The sequence below is a fragment of the Brevibacterium ihuae genome, assembly GCF_900184225.1.
In the GTDB taxonomy this organism is placed as follows: Bacteria; Actinomycetota; Actinomycetes; order Actinomycetales; family Brevibacteriaceae; genus Brevibacterium; species Brevibacterium ihuae.
On record NZ_FXWZ01000002.1, the window covers coordinates 468,400 to 484,628 of the forward strand.

A 16,229-nucleotide genomic window follows, 5' to 3' on the forward strand; every position below is an offset into this window, starting at 1 on the left:
GTCCCCGGTCGCCCACCGCGACCGGGCGGACGCGCACCGACGACGAGGGCGCCGATCGATTCGATCGGCGCCCTCGTCGCGTGGATCACTCCCCGGAGTCGATGTCCGGGGTGCGGCTCCCGAGCTGGCTGTCCATGCGGAGCAGTCCGGAGCCGTCGTCGCCGACGAGGGTGAGGCGGCCGACGATCTCGCCCACCGTCGCCTCCTCCTCGAGCTGCTCGTCGACGAACCAGTTGAGCAGCGGGACGATGTCGAGATCGCCCTCGGACTGGGCCGTCCGGTAGAGCTCACGGATCGCCTCGGACACCTTCTCCTCATGGGCGAGGGCGGCCTCGAACAGCTCGACGGGCGACTTGCCCGCGAAGATCGGGGTCTCGATGGTGCCGATCTGCGGGGCGGCGCCGCGGTCGAGCGCGTGCGAGATGAACTTCGCGGCGTGGACCTGCTCCTCCTCGGCCTGGGCACGCATCCACGAGCTCATGCCGGTGAGATCCTGGTTCTCGAGCTCGATCGCGAGCTGGAGGTAGACCATCGAAGCGGTGAGCTCGAGGGTGACCTGATCGCTGATGGCGGTGGACATCGTGTCGGACAGTCGCATGGGATTTCCTCTCGGACGGTTTCGCGGGTACGGGTGCGTTCGTGCTCTTCTGCCATGCTAGGCCGCTCGGGGGAGCGGGGCATCTGTGGTCAGGCTTGCCTCACCTCGACCGGCTCGCGCCGTCCGGTGCTGCGGACGATGAGGACGGAGAACACGGCGGCGAGGAAGCACAGGCCGCCGGCGACGATCCACGCGAGATCGTAGGCGCCGAAGGTGTCGCGGATCCACCCCGCGCCGAAGGCCGCAGTCGCCGCGCCGACCTGGTGGGAGGCGAACATCCAGCCGAAGACCACCGCGCCGGCCGGGCCGAAGCGCTCGACGCACAGGGCGACGGTCGGCGGCACGGTGGCGACCCAGTCGAGACCGTAGAAGATGATGAATGCCCAGAGCGGCGGGTGGACCCCGGGACCGAGGAGCATCGGGAGGAGCAGGAGCGAGCCGCCGCGCAGCGTGTAGTAGAGGAAGAGGAGCATGCGCGGGTCGACCTTGTCGGTGAGCCAGCCGGAGAGCACGGTGCCGGCGATGTCGAAGATCCCGACGAGGGCGAGCAGCCCCGCGGCGGTGGTCGCGGGCATGCCGTGGTCGTGCGCCGCGGGGACGAAATGCGTGCCGATGAGGCCGTTCGTGCTCGCTCCGCAGACGGCGAATCCGAGGGCGAGCATCCAGAAGGTGCGGGTGCGCGCGGCGTCGCGGAGGACGGCGAGCGCCCGCCCGGCGGCCGACCCGGTGCGATCGGGCAGCGGGGCGCCGGGATTCTCCGGCGTCGCCCCGAGGGGATCGAGCCCGACCACGGCGGGATGGTCGCGGAGCAGAGTGAGAGCGATGGGGAGCGCGACGAGCGCCGCCGCCATGACGACGAGGGACGGCACACGCCAGCCGTACAGCCCGACGAGGTGCGCGACGGCGGGAAGGAAGATCAGCTGGCCGGTCGCTGAGGCGGCCGTGAGGATGCCGGAGACGAGACCGCGGCGGGCGACGAACCACCGGTTGGTGATCGTCGCGACGAAGGCCATCGACATCGCACCGGTGCCGGAGCCGATGACGACGCCCCAGAGGAGCCACAGGTGCCACACCTCGGTCATGAAGACCGACAGGCCCGAGCCGGCGGCGACCGACAGCAGCGCGACCCCGACGACGCGCCGGATCCCGAACCGGTCCATGAGAGCGGCCGCGAAGGGCGAGAGCAGCCCGAACAGGAGGAGGTTGATCGACATCGCGAAGCCGATCTGCCCGTGGGACCAGCCGAACTCGGAAGACAGCGGCTCCATGTAGACGCCCGGGACGGCCCGGAAGCCCGCGGCGCCGATGAGCGTGAGGAATGCGGCGACGACCACAGCGAGGTACCACCAGCGGCGACCGGTCACCCGAGCGGGAGCTAGGGGGAGCGGCGGCTGCGTCGGGGTGCGGCCGCCGGGGGAACGATGCGACATGGTCATCATTCTCCGACATCGGAGACGTCGTGTCCGTATGGTGGATAGCCGGCGGTGTGACGCACCGGTGGGGGAGTGGAGCACGCGGGAGCACTCATGCCCTGCGGAGGACCCCCGGCGCAGGGTCGCGCAGGGTGCGTCGAGTGCCGTGGAGGTCCGGGCGGCCGAAGTCCGCGAACGCCACCGTCACCCGGCGCGGGCCGGCCTCGGCGATGTCGACCCGGATCCATGTGGATCCGTGGAGCAGCTCCCACGGTTCGGCCAGGGAGCTCAGCCCGTGCGTCCGGAGATGCTCCTCGGCTTCGTCCGCCGACATGGGCCCAGCCAGGGGGAGTCCGAACACCGTGCGCGGTTCCCACCCGTCGCCGCAGGGTGCGAGATGGCCGAGGAGCTCGCCGTCACCCCGGTGGACCGGGATCGGGGCCGACGTCATCGTCGCCGCGATGGACCGGAGAACCTCGAGCAGGGGGAGCAGCGGGTCGAGAGCGAAGTCCACAGGATCGTCGATCCCAGTGATGACCTCACCGTGGGTCCAGGTGCGTCCACCGAGGACCGCCATCGGGGTCGCGGACCAGAGACGACTCTCGACGACATGCCGGTCCGGGCTCGGCCCGCGTACCGGCGCGGTCGGAGCAACGGGAGCGTCACCGACCACGAGGCCGATCCGAACGGCGCCGAGCATCTCGATGACGTCAGCGCTCGTCTCCGGAGGGGCGAACTCGACACGGTCGCCGGGACGGCGGCCATCGTGGAGCCAGCGCTCGGCGGACTTGATCGTCCGGTGGTTGAGCTCGGAGACCGGCAGCGTCTGCTCGTTGACGGCTGCCTGGGCATCGGGCGCGTCGGCGGCTGCGGCATCGAGGACATGGGGGAGTGCGAGGCTCATGACGAAGTCACCTTCTTCCGTGCGGCGGTCGGTCGCGCCGGGACGACGGCACCGCAGCGGCTCGGTGCGCAGTGCTGCATCCACCCTCGCGGCCGACGCGCCGTCAGGGTCAAGACCATCCGTCGGTGTAATGGTATTTGCACATCTATCCGTTAATGAGCTTCGATGGTCCCATGAAGAGCACATGGACATGGCTCGGTGATCATCTGGCCCTCGACTTCGTGAACACGGTCGTGTGCCCGGACGGGACGACGCGGCAGGAGCTGTGGGACGGACCCGAAGCGATGGAGGAGTGGCTGGAGGCGGAGCCGGAATCGCTCCCGGCACCCGCTGCGGTGAGCGCCGACGATGTCGGCGGCCTCAGACGGCTCCGCGATCACGCGCTCGAGCTCCTCGACGCGGCGGTCCGCGAGCAGGAGCTTCCGGGGGACTCCGTCGAGGCGATCAACGCGGCGGTGGTCGCGGCCGGGACCGCTCGCGTGCTGACGCACCGGACGCGATCGTCGACGGTGGTGACCACGAGCACCGATCCGCTGCGCGAGCTGCGCGGACATCTCGCGGCGGCGGTGGTCGATCTCCTCGGGAGAGAGGATCTCGCGAACCTCGCACGGTGCGGAGCGCCGGGGTGCGGTCAGTACTATCACCGTTCCCGCCCCAATCAGCGCTGGTGCAGTCCGGGCTGCGGCAACCGCGCGCGCGTCGATCGCCACCGACACCGACGACTGAACGGAGAGCAATGATGAGCACGATCAACGTCCTCGGAGTTCCCAGCAGCGCGGGCAGCTATGCGCCCGGTCAGGAGCTGGCGCCGGCGGCGCTGCGCGAAGCGGGCCTGCTTCGGGCGCTCGCCGACGCGGGGCACGACGTCCGCGACCATGGAGACCTCACCCATCAGACATGGAAGCCCGACCGCAGCCGTCGGCGCGCCCAGAACCTGGGCGAGGTCGTCCTGTCCGTCGACGAGCTCGCCCAGGCGTGCGCCGCACATCTCGGCGGAGACGAGCGGCTCCTCGTCCTTGGCGGCAACTGCACGATCGCTCTCGGGACCTGTGCCGGACTCCGACACGCCGGAGCGGAACCCGGCCTCGTCTACGTCGACCGGCATTTCGACCTGAGCACCCCGGACAGCACCGCTGAGGGTGCGCTCGACTGGATGGGGATGGCTCACGCCCTCGATGTCGAGGGTGCCGTCCCAGAGCTGCTGAACGTGCTGGGCGCCCGTCCGCTCCTGCACCCATCGCGTCTGTCCTATCTCGGGGTCGACGTCGACGGGGCAGCCGAATGGGAGCAGCGCTGCGCCTCTCGGCTCGACCTGCCCGTCGTCCCGCTCGATGCACTGGCGCAGAATCCGGCCCGGGCGGCGTCCCAGGCTCTGCAGGCGATTGCGCCCGGACCGTTCGTCGTGCACGTCGACGTCGATGTCCTCGACTTCATCGACGCACCGATCGCCGAGAACGTCAACGGCCGGAACACCGGGCCGACCATCGAACAGCTCGAAGACGCCATCGCAGTGCTCTGGGCGCATTCGAGCTGCCGAGGGCTGTCCATCGGGGAGCTCAACCCCGTGCACGCCGCCGCGGACACGGATGCCATGCCGCGGTTCGTCGCGGCAGTGGTGCGAGCATTGACTCCGTGACGAACTTCGGCGCTCCGGCTGCGTCCTCTCCCTCTGCATCCCGCGCCGATAATATACATTATGTTAACTACACACGAGAACGGCGAACGGGGACGCGTCCAGTCTGTCCCCTGTTCCTTCCGCCGGTCTCCCGTCCGCGCCAGCGCTCTGTCCCGACGTACCCTGTCGGTATGGAAGCTGACCGTCGAGCCGATGCGCGGATGCCGCGCCGGATCCTCGTCGCCGGCACCGCGGGCGCCGGCACGACGACGCTCGCGCGCCGGATCGCGGAGTTCCAGTACCGTGAAGCCGTCCGCTCCTGCTCCCCCGCGCGCAGCTCATCGTCTGGCTCGATCCGCCTCAGCTCGTCAAGCTCGGTCGCCTCGTCCGACGCACGCTCTCCCGTCGCACCCGCCGCACCCCGCTGTGGAGTGCGGGTCTGCACGAGCGTCCCCTGTGGACGATCCTCACGGATCGGGACCACATCATCCGCTGGGGCTGGCGGAGGCGCCACACATTCCGCGGTCTGCCCGACCGTCTCGCGGCGAGGGCTCCGCACGTCGACCTCGTCCGCCTCCGCAGCGAGCGGGATGTCCGACGGTGGCTGAGCTCGCTGTCATCCGGGACGCCACGATGAACCCAGCTCCCCTCATGGTCCGCGTTCCCCCGGAGGGAGCGGCCGCCCTCACGATCGAGGACCGGAGCAGCGGCACCGCCTGGGACGTCGAGGTGGCGCCGTTCGACTGTGCCGTCACCGCCGTGACGAGGGAGCAGTGGTGCGCGGTCATGGGCGGTGAGCCCGCCGCGCCCACCGACTGCCCGCAGGCCGAGGTGTCCTGGTTCGACGCGATCGCGTATTGCAACGCGCTCTCGGCCAGGCTCGGCCTGAATCCCGTGTACCGGATCGAAGCCGTCGACGCACCCGGGTTCGACCGTCGCTCGACCCCGCATCATCGCCCTGCTCCGGTGGACTGGGCGGTCGAGTGGGACCGCACCGCGGACGGGTTCCGGCTGCCCACCGAGGCCGAATGGCAGTGCGCCTGCAGAGCGGGCACCACCGGACCGCACTACGGACGGCTGGAGGAGATCGCCTGGTTCGCCGGCACCTCGGGCGACCGGCCGCACCCGGTTGCCCGCCTCTCCCCCAACCCCTGGGGTCTCTACGACGTCCTCGGCGGTGTCTGGGAGTGGTGCTGGGACCTCTACGATCCGGAGGTCTACGGACCGTACCGCGTGATCCGCGGCGGTGGGTTCGCCGATCCCACATGGAGCTGCCGAGCAGGAGTGCGTCGGAAGACGCAGCCGAGCGCGCGTCTCGAGGACCTGGGCCTACGGGTGGTGCGCACAGCAGCGCCGACGCCGACGCACTGAATGCCGCCGCCCGCCGGTCCGATGCGGACGGGCGGGCGGATGCGGAAGGGTTCGGAGTGCGCTCAGCGGTCGGTCGACCGGCGCGTGGCCTTCTGGTTGGCGGTCGGGAGCACGACGATCGCGATGAGGGGCAGGCTCATGAGCAATCCGATGATCCCCATCGAGATCAGGACGTCCACCATGTTCTTCACCTCCCACTGCAGTCGATCGAGTCCATCCTAGCCGGTCATCAGGGGTGCTGCGCACCCCCGTCCGCGCGCGTCGGCGGAGTGCAGCCGTCCGGACCGCACGCCGCCGCCTCCGGGTCGCCGAGCGGCGTCAGACCGACCTGCGGATGCGCCTCGGCCCACACCTGCTCGAGCGCCCGGGTGAAGACCTCGGCCGGCTGGCCCCCCGACACCGCGTACTTCTGCTCGAACACGAAGAACGGCACCACGGACACCCCGATCTGCCGGGCCGCCGCGAGGTCGGCATCGACCGCACGGAGGACGGTGGGGTCGGTGAGCCCGGCGCGCACCGCGTCCGCATCGAGCCCCAGGCGGGAGCCGATCCGCACGAGCACCTCCGGGTCTGCGATGACCTCGCCGTCGCGGAAGTGCGCGTCGAACAGCGCGTCCTCGGCGGCGCCGACGTCCGCTCCGGCCGCCTCGGCGTACTTGAGCAGCGCGTGCGCCGTGCGCGACGACGAGGGCACGACGGTGTCGAAGGCGAACTCGAGGCCCTCCCCCGCCCCGGCCTGCGCGATCTGCTCCGTCATCGCCTCGACCTGGGCACGCGGCATGCCCTTGCGCTCGACGAGGTAGTCGACCTCGCTGCCCTCGTACCGCTCCGGGAGCTCGGGGTCGAGGATGAACGCGTGCCACGCGATGTCGACTTCGTCGGAATGATCGAAGTCGGCGAGGGCGGTCTCGAAGCGGGCCTTGCCGATCCGGCACCACGGGCAGGCGATGTCGGACCAGATGTCGATGCGGATGGTCATGGATGGTCTCCTCCGGTCGTGGGATGCGGGGCGGGACGGACGCGCGCGCCGTCCCGGTTCTCGGGCTGCAGGCCGCTCGGATCGTCACCGCGATAGGTCAGCCGCCGGAGCAGGGCCTCCGCCGGACCGCGGAGACCGCGCCGTTCGAGCAGCGCAGCGATCCCGAGCGATACGAGCCACACCCCGATGGCCAAGGCGAACGCCGCCGCCGTGCCGAACCTCTCCCCCAGGCCCAGGCCCCAGGCCGAGAGCACGGGGGCGAAGATCACCGATTGGAACAGGTAGAACGTCATCGAGCGCTTGCCGATCGCCGCCACCGCCCGCGGCAGGCCGCGGACCCGGTCGCGCAGCCCGAGGGCGACGAGACCGAACAGTGCGGCGTACCCGATTCCGCCGAACATGCCGGTGAGCGGGACGAGGCCCATGTATCCCCACCATGCGCCCTCGGCGAGCGGGAGCACCTCGAGGAAGGACAGCAGCTGCGGGATCGCCCCGAGGACCCCGATGAGGATGCCCCAGAAGGCGGTGCGGGCGAGCCTGCGGCGGTGCCGCTGGGGATCCTCGAGGAAGCGGTGGCGGGCGGCGAGCCAGCCGAGCAGGATGCAGGCGGGGATGACGAGACCGAGGACCTGCCCGAACAGGCCCGCGGCGAAGAACAGCAGCCGGGAGCCGATCGAGACGAGGTAGTTCTCGTCCCCGCTCAGCGTCGCGCGCTGGGACCCGACGGTGAAGCCGCCGTTCGGGATCTCCTCGACGGGCACACCGGCCGCCGGCAGCACCCACGAGAGCATCACCGCGCCGAACAGGCTGAAGAGGGCGCTCACCGCGAGCATCCCGCCGAGCACCCAGACGACGATCTTCAGGGTCCTGTCCGTCCTCCGGAAGAAGATCGCCGCGAGGATGAGGCCGGCGAGACCGTACGCCCCGAGGATGTCGCCGGCGAACAGGAGGGCGGCATGGACGAAGCCGAAGGCGATCATCCACCAGTGGCGACGGGCGAGCATCCGGCGGACGACGGGTTCCGGGATGCCGCGCTCGGTGCGAGACCGGGTGAACTGCACCATCCCGTAGCCGAAGAGGAAGGCGAACATCGGGTACACGCGGGCATCGACGAAGAGGATCGCGGCGGCGGCGAGCACCCGGTCGAGGACGCCGCCGTCGGTCGGGTGGACGACGGCGGGGTGCACCGCTCCCCCGTAGAGGAACCAGGACACGTTGGCGATCGCGATGAAGAGGAGCATGACGCCGCGGGCGAGGTCGGGTGCGAGGGCGCGCGACGGTCCGGGGGACGGAGCGGGCGATGGAGCGGTGCGGGGATCGGGTGCAGTCATGGCAGGCAGGCTCTCTGAGGGGGATCCGCCGGCAGTGGACCGGCGGGAGGGCTCCCCCGCAGTCTAGCCCCGGTACACGCCTGCGGATCGGGCTCAGCCGAGGAGCCGGAAGCCGACGCCGAGGACGAGCGGCAGGGTGGCCATGGACACGAGGGTCTGGACACCGATGATCGCCGCCATGAGCTGGGCGTTGCCGCCGAGCTGGCGGGCCATGACATAGGCGCTCGGCGCGGTGGCGATCGCCTGGAAGACGAGCCCCACCCGGGCCGCGTCGCCGGACACCCCGAGGGCGAGCAGCAGGGCGACCGTCGCCGCCGGCAGAAGGAGGAGCTTGACGGCCGCGGCCACCGCGATCCCCCGGGCGTGGACTCCGACGGCGATCGGTCGCAGGCCGGCGCCGACGCACAGGAGGCCGATCGGCAGCGCCGCGGCGGCGAGCGGGTCGAGGACCTCGAGCGCGAGACCGGGGATCCCGATGGGCAGGACGTTGACGAGCGCGCCGAGCAGACAGCCGAGGACGAGCGGATTGAGCACGACCGTTCGCACGAGCGAGAGCCACGAGTGCTTGTCGACGAGGAAGAGCTCGAAGACGAGCGAGGACGCGACGTTGACGAGCGGCACGAGGATCGCACCGACGATCGCGGCGAGCGCGAGACCGTCACCGGCGACGAGGGCCGCCGAGAGGGACAGGCCGATGTAGGTGTTGAACCGGATGCCGCCCTGGAACACCGAGGTGAACGCCGCGGCATCGGCGGCAAGGACCCGGTGGAGGAGGCAGAGGACCGCGCCGACCGCGAGCGTGGGCAGCACGAGAGCGAGAGCGAGGGGGCCGAGATCGAAGCGGGAGACGTCGACAGCGGCGATGTTGCGGAAGAGCAGCGTCGGGAGGAGGACGAAGTACGCGAGCTTCTCCGCCCCGGCCCAGAAGTCCTCGCTGCGGAACAGCGGGGTGCGACGGAGCCCGAAGCCCACCGCGATGAGGGCCGCCACCGGCACGAGCGCAGCGGCGATGTCGGTGAATCCCATGGGATTCACTCTAGAAGATTGTCCTCGGCCGGGAATGATTCCATACTTGAGCGTGTTCGACTCAACGTAAGGAACCTCCGCAACTCCGAAAGGACACGCAATGACCGCCAAGTTCGATCCGATCCGCGACATCGACCGCTTCTTCTCCGAGGTCACCCGTACCCCGAACACCGCGGCCCTGCCGATGGACCTCTACCGCGAGGGCGAGGTCTTCGTCGCCCGCATCGACATGCCGGGTGTCGACCCGGCGAGCATCGACGTCGACGTCCAGGACCGCACGCTCACCGTCCGCGCCGAGCGCACCGCCGCCACCGGCGCCCAGGACATCAAGTGGCTCACCCGTGAGCGTCCCACCGGGACCTTCGCCCGGCAGCTCACGCTCGGCAACCGCATCGCGCTCGATCAGATCACCGCCGACTACACCGACGGCGTCCTGCTCCTCACGATCCCGGTCGCCGAAGAGGCGCGCCCGCGCAAGATCTCGGTCGCGCACAATCGCACCGAGGGTCGCTCCACCACGGTGGAGACGGGCTTCGGCACCGATTCGACCACCGGCGAGCAGGGCACCGGCACCGCGCTCTGAGATCCGCCGCTCCCCCACCGGGGATGAGCGCCGAGCACCGGAGGGGCACCGCATGATGCGGTGCCCCTCGCTGCATTCACCTCGTGCGTCCGGGCGGACCCGGGAGGCGCTCAGTCGGTCGTCAGCACGATCTTGCCGAAGCGGAGGTTCGAGTCGAGCTGGGCGTGCGCGTCGGCGACCTCGTCGAGCGGATAGACCGAATCGATGACGGGATCGATGTCGCCGTCGGCGACCATCGCGAGGAAGGCCGCGAAGTCGCGCGGAGAGCCCATCACCGTGCCGAGCACCCGCTTGTGCTGGAGGTAGAGGGTCCGGATGTCGAAATCGGTGACGATCCCGCTGTCGCCGGTCCCGCCCATCGACAGCACCGCTCCCCCGCGCCGGAGCAGGTGCACGGATTCCTGCAGGGTCGAGCCGACGGAGTCGAGGACGAGGTCGGCCTCCCCGATCTCGTCGCGGAGCCGCAGCTCCCAGTCGGGTTCGGTGTAGTCGACCCCGGCCGCCGCACCGAGCTCCTGGGCGAGGTTGAGCTTGTCACGGCTCGACGAGGTCACCGCCACCCGCGCACCGGCCTTGACGGCGAGCTGCAGGGCGATGAGCGACACCCCGGAGCCCGCGCCGAGGATGACGAGCGTCTGCCCGGCCCGCAGCTGCCCGACGGTGAAGAGGGCCCGGTAGGCGGTGACACCGGACAGCGACAGCGCACCGGCTTCGGCCCAGGCGAGATGGCGCGGCTTGGGGAACAGGCAGTCGGCGTCGACCGCGACGAGCTCGGCATAGGTGCCGCCGTCCGGGCCGCCGCCGAGCAGCGCGTAGTCCGGACCGGGCACGCGGTCGTCGTCGCCCCAGCGGAGCGAGGGCAGGATGACGACCTCCTCACCGGTGTCGCGCCGGATCCCGGCGCCGTCGGAGCCGAGGATCACGGGCAGCTGCGGGCGGTAGCCGGGGCCGATGCCGGCGCGGATGAGCGCGTCGCGCCGGTTGATGCCGGCGGTGCGCAGTTCGACGAGCACCTGGCCGGGACGCGGTTCGGGGGTCGCGAGCTCCGTGCACTCGAGCACCTCGGGCCCGCCGTGCTCGGTCAACAGGACTCCGCGCATCGTGTTCTCCTCCTCGGTTCGGTCGTGCCCTCATCCTCCCACGGATGCGGTGCGGATCACCGGATCCGGGGGTTCGTGAGACGCTCCGCGCGAAAGCTGAGACAGAGGTACGGGAGGTCGATCCGCTCGTCCTCGCCCACCGGATGCTCCTCGCCGAAGTACCACCGGATGTTCCTCTCGACCCGCTCCCGGGTCCGGGTGTCCGAGCGCAGCCAGTACGACCGGGTGGCCGCGAGAGCCACGATGCCGTCGACGTCGACCGGCGTGGAGAAGGGCGTGATCGAGGCGGCCACCTCGCCGAAGCGGGGGCCGAGCTCCGGACGCCACTCGGGGCGGTACACGTCGCCGGCGTGCATGATCCGACTCAGGCGCAGCACCCAGTCGACCCGCACGTCGAGCTGGTTGAGCACGATCCACAGCGCTCCGCCGGGCCGCAGCACGCGGGCGATCTCAGCGGCCGCGGCCTGCGGGTCCATCCAGTGCCAGGCCTGGGCGACGACGACCGCGTCGACCGCCGCGTCCGGCAGCGGGACGGCCTCAGCGGTGCCGACCCGCGTGCGGCCGGGATTGCGCGTGAGCGCCTCGGCATCGGGATCGATCGCGTGGACCTCGACCCCGGCGGCGAGGAGCGCCGCCGTGAGCTTGCCGGTGCCGGCCCCGAGGTCGCACACGACCGGACCGTCGGCCGCGATCGCCGCGACGACCGACGCAGGGTACCCGGGCCGCACGGCGTCGTAGACCTCGGCGGCCGTGCCGAACCGCCGGCCGTGCGCCGCGCGGCCGGCTGCGCTCATCCGCGGACCGGCCACTCAGGCCTGCTCGCGGAGCAGGAACTCCGCCCCGGTCTCAGCGCACACCCCGCGCAGCTGGTCGACGAGCGTGTCCGCGAGCGGGATGCCGCGGGCCTCGCGCTCGGCCCGTTCGCGGGTCTCCGGGTCACCTGCAACCTGGACGGGCCGGTCCGGGTCGACCGGATCGAGTCCGCGGAGCGTGTCGCGCAGCTCCTTCGCGTAGTCGTCCGCCACCCCGGGGTTGATGAGCTCGGTGTCGATCGCGAGGAAGAAGTACCCGACGTCGTGGAACCCGGTCCGGCTGCCGGGCTGGTCCGCCCCGGGGATCGCCGCCGACAGGAGCTGGATCATCGTCGCGAGCGCATATCCCTTGTGCCCGCCGCCGAGCGTCCCGCGCCCGCCGATCGGCAGCAGTCCGAAGCGGTCCTCGTGGCTGTAGAGGCCGGCATGGGCGACCGCGGCGTCGGACTCCACCCGACCGGTGTCGTCGACCACCCAGTCGGCCGGGAGCGGTTCGCCCTTGAGCCCGTAGACCTTGACCTTGTTGAGCGGGACGACCGAGGAGGCCATGTCGACGACGATCGGCTCCTCGCCGGTCACCGGTGCGGCGAAGGCGAGCGGGTTCGTCCCCATGAGCGGATGGCGGGAGCCGGTCGGGGTCTGCAGCGCCTCCCGGGTCGAGCACAGCGCGATCCCCATGAGCCCGGCCTCTGCGGCCATCCGCGCGTAGTAGCCGGCGGCCCCGAAGTGGTTGGCGCGGCCCACTGAGCCGAGCCCGACCCCGAGCTCCCGCGCCTTCGCGATCGCCTCGCTCATCCCCAGGTGGGCGGCGGTGTGCCCGAACCCCTGGTGGCCGTCGATGAGGCTGAAGGCGCCGGCGCTGCGGGTGATCTCCGGGAGGGCGCGGGGATCGGTCGTGCCAGCGGCGATCTCCCGGAGGTAGATCGGGAGCATCGAGATGCCGTGCGAGTCGATGCCGCTGAGATCGGTCGCGTACATCACCTCGGTGCAGATGCGGACGGTGTGCGCGTCCGCGCCGAAGCCGACCATGATCGCCTCGATCTGCGCGCGGGTGGAATCGGGGGTGAAGCGTCTCATGGTTCCATCATGGCACCGACGCGGTACTCGACGAGCACGCCGCGGTGATCCGAGCCCGGGATGTCGACGACGCGGCCGTGCTGCGCGCCGAATGTCCGCGGATCGAAGAGCTGGTGGTCGATGACGGTGCCGAGCGGTCGCGGCCATGCCATTCCGCGCACGGCTGCGGGCCACGTCCCGGTGACCCCCATCCCGAGCTCCGCACCGGCGTCGGCGCAGTCGGTGTGGCCGTGGAGGGCGTGGTGGTCGAGCGCGGCGTTGAAGTCCCCGACGACGAGGGTGCCCTCCCCCGCGCGGCACAGCGCGGCGGACTCCGACACCGAGCGCCACCAGTTGAACTGGCGCGGGGCGAGGTCGATCGGGGCGTAGGTGTGGACCGCGTACACGTCCCCGACAGTCGTGCGCACCCCGGCGGTGGCGAACGGGAGCGGGGTGCCGTCGATCTCGGCGGGCTCGAGCGCGGGCCGGACGAGGAGGATCGTCGCTGCGGTGTCGACCCCGGACCGGACCGACACCGCGGCGATGGCGTAGTCCGCACTCAGTCCGGTGCGGTGGAGGATCTGCGCGGCGATCGCGGGCGAGGTCTCCTGGAGTGCGATGACGTCGGCACCGGCATCGGCGGCGTCGACGAGCACGCTGTCGTACCCGGAGTTGCCGATGAGGACGTTCGCGGTGAGGACGGTGAGGGTGTCCCCCGGCTGCTTCGCGGCGGACCCGGATCCCGCCGCGGCCGACTCCGCGCGCGCCGCACCGGCGACGGCCCGGTCGACGAGGATCCCGGCGCTTGCCAGCGCGAGCACTGCAATGCCCCCGAGCAGCCCGGCGAGGACGCGACGCGGGCGGGGGAATCGCAGGAGCAGCGCGAGGACGGGCAGGAGGACGAGCACGACGAGCGTGACGGGTGCCCGCAGGGCGCTCAGGTGGACGAAGCCGGTGATCGTCCGCAGACCGAGGGCGTCGGGGAAGAGCACTGCGCCGCCGAGCACCGCGCCCCCGATCACCCCGAGGAGCACCGGCCGGAGGGCACCGGCACCGGTTCGGCGGCGCGCGGGACGTCGCGGCTCGGCTCGATCGTTCACCGCACTAGGATATGAGAGGAATCGACGTCAACCGGGAAGAGGCGGCACACATGGCACTGGCAGATCTCTCGCGGACGGAGCTCGAGGCGGAGCTCGCGGCCGCCGACGAGGCGTACTCCGCCTTCGCCGCCCGCGGCCTCGCCCTCGACATCACCCGCGGCAAGCCGGGAGTCGATCAGCTCGATCTCTCCGACGCCCTCCTCACCGCCGTGACCGGCGGGGACACCCGGAGCCGGGACGGTGTCGACGTCCGCAACTACGGCGGGCTCGAAGGACTGCCCGAGATCCGGGAGATCTTCGGCGAACTCCTGAGGATCCCGGCCGAGCAGCTGCTCGCCCAGGGCAACTCCTCGCTCACCCTCATGCATCAGGCGCTCTCCTTCGCCCTCCTGCACGGCACCGTCGACGGGGACGGTCCGTGGGCCGGCGGGCCGCGCCGCATGCTGTGCCCGGTGCCCGGCTACGACCGGCACTTCGCCCTCGCGGAGGCACTCGGCTTCGAGCTCGTCTCCGTTCCCACCGACGAGGAGGGTCCCGTGCTCTCCGCGGTCGAGGAGCTCGTCGCCGCGGACCCCTCGATCAAGGGCATGTGGCTCGTCCCGATGTACTCCAACCCCACTGGGGTGTCGCTGAGCGAGGAACGGGCCCGCGCCGTCCTCGCGATGGAGACGGCTGCACCGGACTTCCGCCTACTGTGGGACAACGCCTACGGCATCCATCACCTCCGCAGCCCCGAGGCGCCGATGCTCGACGTGCTCGGCATGGCGCAGGACGCCGGCCGACCGCACCGGGTGTGGGTCTTCGCATCGACGTCGAAGATCACCCACGCCGGCGCCGGCGTCGCCTTCTTCGCTGGCTCGCCGGACACGATCGCGTGGTTCACCGAGCACCTCGGCGCCGGATCGATCGGCCCGGACAAGATCAACCAGCTCCGCCACGCCCGGTTCTTCGGCGATGCGGACGGGGTGCGCCGGCACATGGCGCGGCACGCCGAGCTCATCCGCCCGAAGTTCGAGATCGTGACGGAGAAGCTCGAGGCCGGACTCGCCGGCGCGGGCGCGGCCACGTGGACCGACCCCGACGGCGGGTACTTCATCACCCTCACCGTCATGCCGGGCACCGCCGATCGGGTGGTCAAGCTCGCCGGCGAGGCCGGGGTCAAGCTCACCCCCGCAGGATCCACGCACCCCTACGGTCTCGACCCCGACGACGCGGTCATCCGGATCGCGCCGACGATGCCGACTCTCGACGAGGTCGCCGCCGCGGCGGAGGGCCTGGCCGTGTGCGTCCGGCGCGCCGCCTGCGAGAAGCTGCTCGCCGACTGAACGGACCGCTTTCGGGGCGGGGTCCATCCCGCCCGGACACGACGAGGCCCCCGCCGGAAACCCGGCGGGGGCCTCGCTGTGCGGTGGGGTCAGCGGTAGTCGTCGTAGAAGCCCTGGCCGGACTTCACGCCGAGCAGTCCGGCGTCGACCATCCGGCTCAGCAGGAGCGGCGGCTTGTTCGCCGGATCCCCGGTCTCCTCGTAGATGCTCTGGCCGACGTAGAAGCACGTGTCGAGGCCGACGCGATCGGCCAGCCGGATCGGACCCATGGGATGGGCGCAGCCGTTGATCATTCCGGTGTCGATGTCCTCCTTCGTCGCGTGCCCGGCCTCGAGCATGCGGATGGCGGAGAACAGGAACGGGATGAGGAGGGCGTTGACGATGAAGCCCGGGCGGTCGTCCGAGCGGATCGTCACCTTGCCGAGCACCTCGGTGGTGAAGGCGTCGAGCTCGTCGGCCACCCCGGGATCGGTGAGGATCGAGGAGATGATCTCGACGAGCGGCTGCACCGGCGCCGGATTGAAGAAGTGCATGCCGACGACGCGCTCGGGACGCTGTGTCGCCTGCGCGAAGCGGATGATCGGCATCGACGAGGTGTTCGATGCGAGGATCGCCTGCGGGTCGGTGACGATGCCGTCGAGCTCCGCGAAGATCGACTTCTTGATCGTCTCGTTCTCGCTCGCCGCCTCGATGACGAGCTGGCGATCGGCCATCGCGCCGAGGTCGGTGGTGAAGGTCGTCCGAGCGAGCGCGGAGTCCCGCTCCTCGGCGGTCATCTTGCCGCGCTCGACGCCGCGGGCGAAGGACTTCTCCACCCGGGCGCAGCCGGCCTCGACCGCGGCGTCGTCGATGTCGCGCACCACGACGTCGAGGCCCTTGCGGGCGAGCACCTCGGCGATGCCGGACCCCATGAGGCCGCAGCCGATCACACCTGCACGTTCGATTGCCATATCAGCTCCTGTGATGATTCTTCGATGTCGGAGTGCGCGGTCCGCGATCGACCGCACCGTCTCCGGT

16 protein-coding genes are annotated in these 16,229 nt (G+C 71.1%); 5 read left to right on the top strand and 11 right to left on the bottom strand.

Translation table 11 applies throughout. The features are described from left to right. Positions 1-85 precede the first annotated feature (85 nt). The 3 genes from C1A17_RS02120 to C1A17_RS02130 form a co-directional block, all read right to left on the bottom strand. A complete protein-coding gene (locus C1A17_RS02120; RefSeq protein ID WP_101650278.1) occupies positions 86-598 on the bottom strand; it encodes a ferritin in 513 nt (170 codons plus the stop codon). Positions 599-687: 89 nt separating this feature from the next. Next, positions 688-2,028, bottom strand: a complete 1,341-nt coding sequence (locus C1A17_RS02125) for an MFS transporter (protein ID WP_101650280.1) — start codon at positions 2,026-2,028, stop codon at positions 688-690. 94 nt (positions 2,029-2,122) lie between these two features. Next, positions 2,123-2,914, bottom strand: coding sequence for a hypothetical protein (locus C1A17_RS02130; RefSeq protein WP_146000567.1), 792 nt, complete (start codon positions 2,912-2,914; stop codon positions 2,123-2,125). Positions 2,915-3,087: 173 nt separating this feature from the next. Here C1A17_RS02130 and C1A17_RS02135 point away from each other — a divergent pair, with 173 nt between their 5' ends. The 3 genes from C1A17_RS02135 to C1A17_RS02150 all read left to right on the top strand — a co-directional run bounded on the left by C1A17_RS02135 (position 3,088) and on the right by C1A17_RS02150 (position 5,900). After that, positions 3,088-3,654 carry a CGNR zinc finger domain-containing protein gene (locus C1A17_RS02135; protein ID WP_180953188.1) on the top strand — a complete coding sequence of 189 codons (567 nt, stop codon included), beginning with the start codon at positions 3,088-3,090 and terminating at the stop codon, positions 3,652-3,654. Continuing rightward, complete coding sequence (locus C1A17_RS02140; protein ID WP_101650287.1) at positions 3,654-4,550, top strand: arginase family protein; 897 nt, start codon at positions 3,654-3,656, stop codon at positions 4,548-4,550. Before C1A17_RS02135 ends, C1A17_RS02140 begins: the two co-directional genes overlap by 1 nt. 579 nt (positions 4,551-5,129) lie before the next feature. Then, complete coding sequence (locus tag C1A17_RS02150) at positions 5,130-5,900, top strand: formylglycine-generating enzyme family protein (protein WP_245873375.1); 771 nt, start codon at positions 5,130-5,132, stop codon at positions 5,898-5,900. A gap of 229 nt (positions 5,901-6,129) precedes the next feature. Here the strand turns inward: C1A17_RS02150 and C1A17_RS02155 are convergent, their stop codons facing one another. The 3 genes from C1A17_RS02155 to C1A17_RS02165 form a co-directional block, all read right to left on the bottom strand. Further along, entirely contained in the window at positions 6,130-6,879 is a 750-nt protein-coding gene (locus C1A17_RS02155; RefSeq protein ID WP_245873376.1) for a DsbA family oxidoreductase, read from the bottom strand. Beyond that, positions 6,876-8,210 carry a DUF418 domain-containing protein gene (locus C1A17_RS02160; protein WP_245873377.1) on the bottom strand — a complete coding sequence of 445 codons (1,335 nt, stop codon included), beginning with the start codon at positions 8,208-8,210 and terminating at the stop codon, positions 6,876-6,878. Before C1A17_RS02160 ends, C1A17_RS02155 begins: the two co-directional genes overlap by 4 nt. Positions 8,211-8,303: 93 nt before the next feature. Then, positions 8,304-9,236, bottom strand: a complete 933-nt coding sequence (locus C1A17_RS02165) for an AEC family transporter (protein WP_101650291.1) — start codon at positions 9,234-9,236, stop codon at positions 8,304-8,306. Between the two features lie 100 nt (positions 9,237-9,336). On the opposite strand from C1A17_RS02165, the gene C1A17_RS02170 reads away from it, so the two are divergent. Beyond that, positions 9,337-9,819, top strand: a complete 483-nt coding sequence (locus C1A17_RS02170) for an Hsp20/alpha crystallin family protein (protein ID WP_101650293.1) — start codon at positions 9,337-9,339, stop codon at positions 9,817-9,819. A 110-nt stretch (positions 9,820-9,929) separates the two neighbouring features. Here the strand turns inward: C1A17_RS02170 and C1A17_RS02175 are convergent, their stop codons facing one another. From C1A17_RS02175 to C1A17_RS02190, 4 genes are read right to left on the bottom strand one after another with little or no spacing between them, the layout of a single operon-like run. Then, on the bottom strand, positions 9,930-10,919 hold the full coding sequence (locus tag C1A17_RS02175; RefSeq protein ID WP_101650295.1) for a quinone oxidoreductase family protein: 990 nt from the start codon (positions 10,917-10,919) through the stop codon (positions 9,930-9,932). 56 nt (positions 10,920-10,975) lie between these two features. Next, positions 10,976-11,713, bottom strand: coding sequence for a class I SAM-dependent methyltransferase (locus C1A17_RS02180; RefSeq protein ID WP_101651493.1), 738 nt, complete (start codon positions 11,711-11,713; stop codon positions 10,976-10,978). Positions 11,714-11,728: 15 nt separating this feature from the next. Next, positions 11,729-12,808 carry an Ldh family oxidoreductase gene (locus C1A17_RS02185; protein WP_101650298.1) on the bottom strand — a complete coding sequence of 360 codons (1,080 nt, stop codon included), beginning with the start codon at positions 12,806-12,808 and terminating at the stop codon, positions 11,729-11,731. After that, positions 12,805-13,887 carry an endonuclease/exonuclease/phosphatase family protein gene (locus tag C1A17_RS02190; RefSeq protein ID WP_101650300.1) on the bottom strand — a complete coding sequence of 361 codons (1,083 nt, stop codon included), beginning with the start codon at positions 13,885-13,887 and terminating at the stop codon, positions 12,805-12,807. The genes C1A17_RS02185 and C1A17_RS02190 overlap by 4 nt, the downstream gene beginning before the upstream one ends. A gap of 50 nt (positions 13,888-13,937) precedes the next feature. Between C1A17_RS02190 and C1A17_RS02195 the strand changes: the two genes are divergently transcribed. After that, positions 13,938-15,212, top strand: coding sequence for an aspartate aminotransferase type Ic (locus C1A17_RS02195; RefSeq protein ID WP_101650302.1), 1,275 nt, complete (start codon positions 13,938-13,940; stop codon positions 15,210-15,212). Between the two features lie 89 nt (positions 15,213-15,301). On the opposite strand, the gene C1A17_RS02200 is transcribed toward C1A17_RS02195, so the two are convergent. Beyond that, positions 15,302-16,162 (bottom strand): 3-hydroxybutyryl-CoA dehydrogenase, encoded by an 861-nt coding sequence (locus tag C1A17_RS02200; RefSeq protein WP_101650304.1) that lies wholly within the window; start codon positions 16,160-16,162, stop codon positions 15,302-15,304. Positions 16,163-16,229: the final 67 nt, after the last annotated feature.

What these genes read in the sequence shown, in the direction of transcription:
- C1A17_RS02120 (WP_101650278.1), bottom strand. Translation starts at nt 598, where the DNA reads ATGCGACTGTCCGACACGATGTCCACCGCCATCAGCGATCAGGTCACC.
- C1A17_RS02125 (WP_101650280.1), bottom strand. Translation starts at nt 2,028, where the DNA reads ATGTCGCATCGTTCCCCCGGCGGCCGCACCCCGACGCAGCCGCCGCTC.
- C1A17_RS02130 (WP_146000567.1), bottom strand. Translation starts at nt 2,914, where the DNA reads ATGAGCCTCGCACTCCCCCATGTCCTCGATGCCGCAGCCGCCGACGCG.
- C1A17_RS02135 (WP_180953188.1), top strand. Translation starts at nt 3,088, where the DNA reads ATGAAGAGCACATGGACATGGCTCGGTGATCATCTGGCCCTCGACTTC.
- C1A17_RS02140 (WP_101650287.1), top strand. Translation starts at nt 3,654, where the DNA reads ATGAGCACGATCAACGTCCTCGGAGTTCCCAGCAGCGCGGGCAGCTAT.
- C1A17_RS02155 (WP_245873376.1), bottom strand. Translation starts at nt 6,879, where the DNA reads ATGACCATCCGCATCGACATCTGGTCCGACATCGCCTGCCCGTGGTGC.
- C1A17_RS02160 (WP_245873377.1), bottom strand. Translation starts at nt 8,210, where the DNA reads ATGACTGCACCCGATCCCCGCACCGCTCCATCGCCCGCTCCGTCCCCC.
- C1A17_RS02165 (WP_101650291.1), bottom strand. Translation starts at nt 9,236, where the DNA reads ATGGGATTCACCGACATCGCCGCTGCGCTCGTGCCGGTGGCGGCCCTC.
- C1A17_RS02170 (WP_101650293.1), top strand. Translation starts at nt 9,337, where the DNA reads ATGACCGCCAAGTTCGATCCGATCCGCGACATCGACCGCTTCTTCTCC.
- C1A17_RS02175 (WP_101650295.1), bottom strand. Translation starts at nt 10,919, where the DNA reads ATGCGCGGAGTCCTGTTGACCGAGCACGGCGGGCCCGAGGTGCTCGAG.
- C1A17_RS02180 (WP_101651493.1), bottom strand. Translation starts at nt 11,713, where the DNA reads ATGAGCGCAGCCGGCCGCGCGGCGCACGGCCGGCGGTTCGGCACGGCC.
- C1A17_RS02185 (WP_101650298.1), bottom strand. Translation starts at nt 12,808, where the DNA reads ATGAGACGCTTCACCCCCGATTCCACCCGCGCGCAGATCGAGGCGATC.
- C1A17_RS02195 (WP_101650302.1), top strand. Translation starts at nt 13,938, where the DNA reads ATGGCACTGGCAGATCTCTCGCGGACGGAGCTCGAGGCGGAGCTCGCG.
- C1A17_RS02200 (WP_101650304.1), bottom strand. Translation starts at nt 16,162, where the DNA reads ATGGCAATCGAACGTGCAGGTGTGATCGGCTGCGGCCTCATGGGGTCC.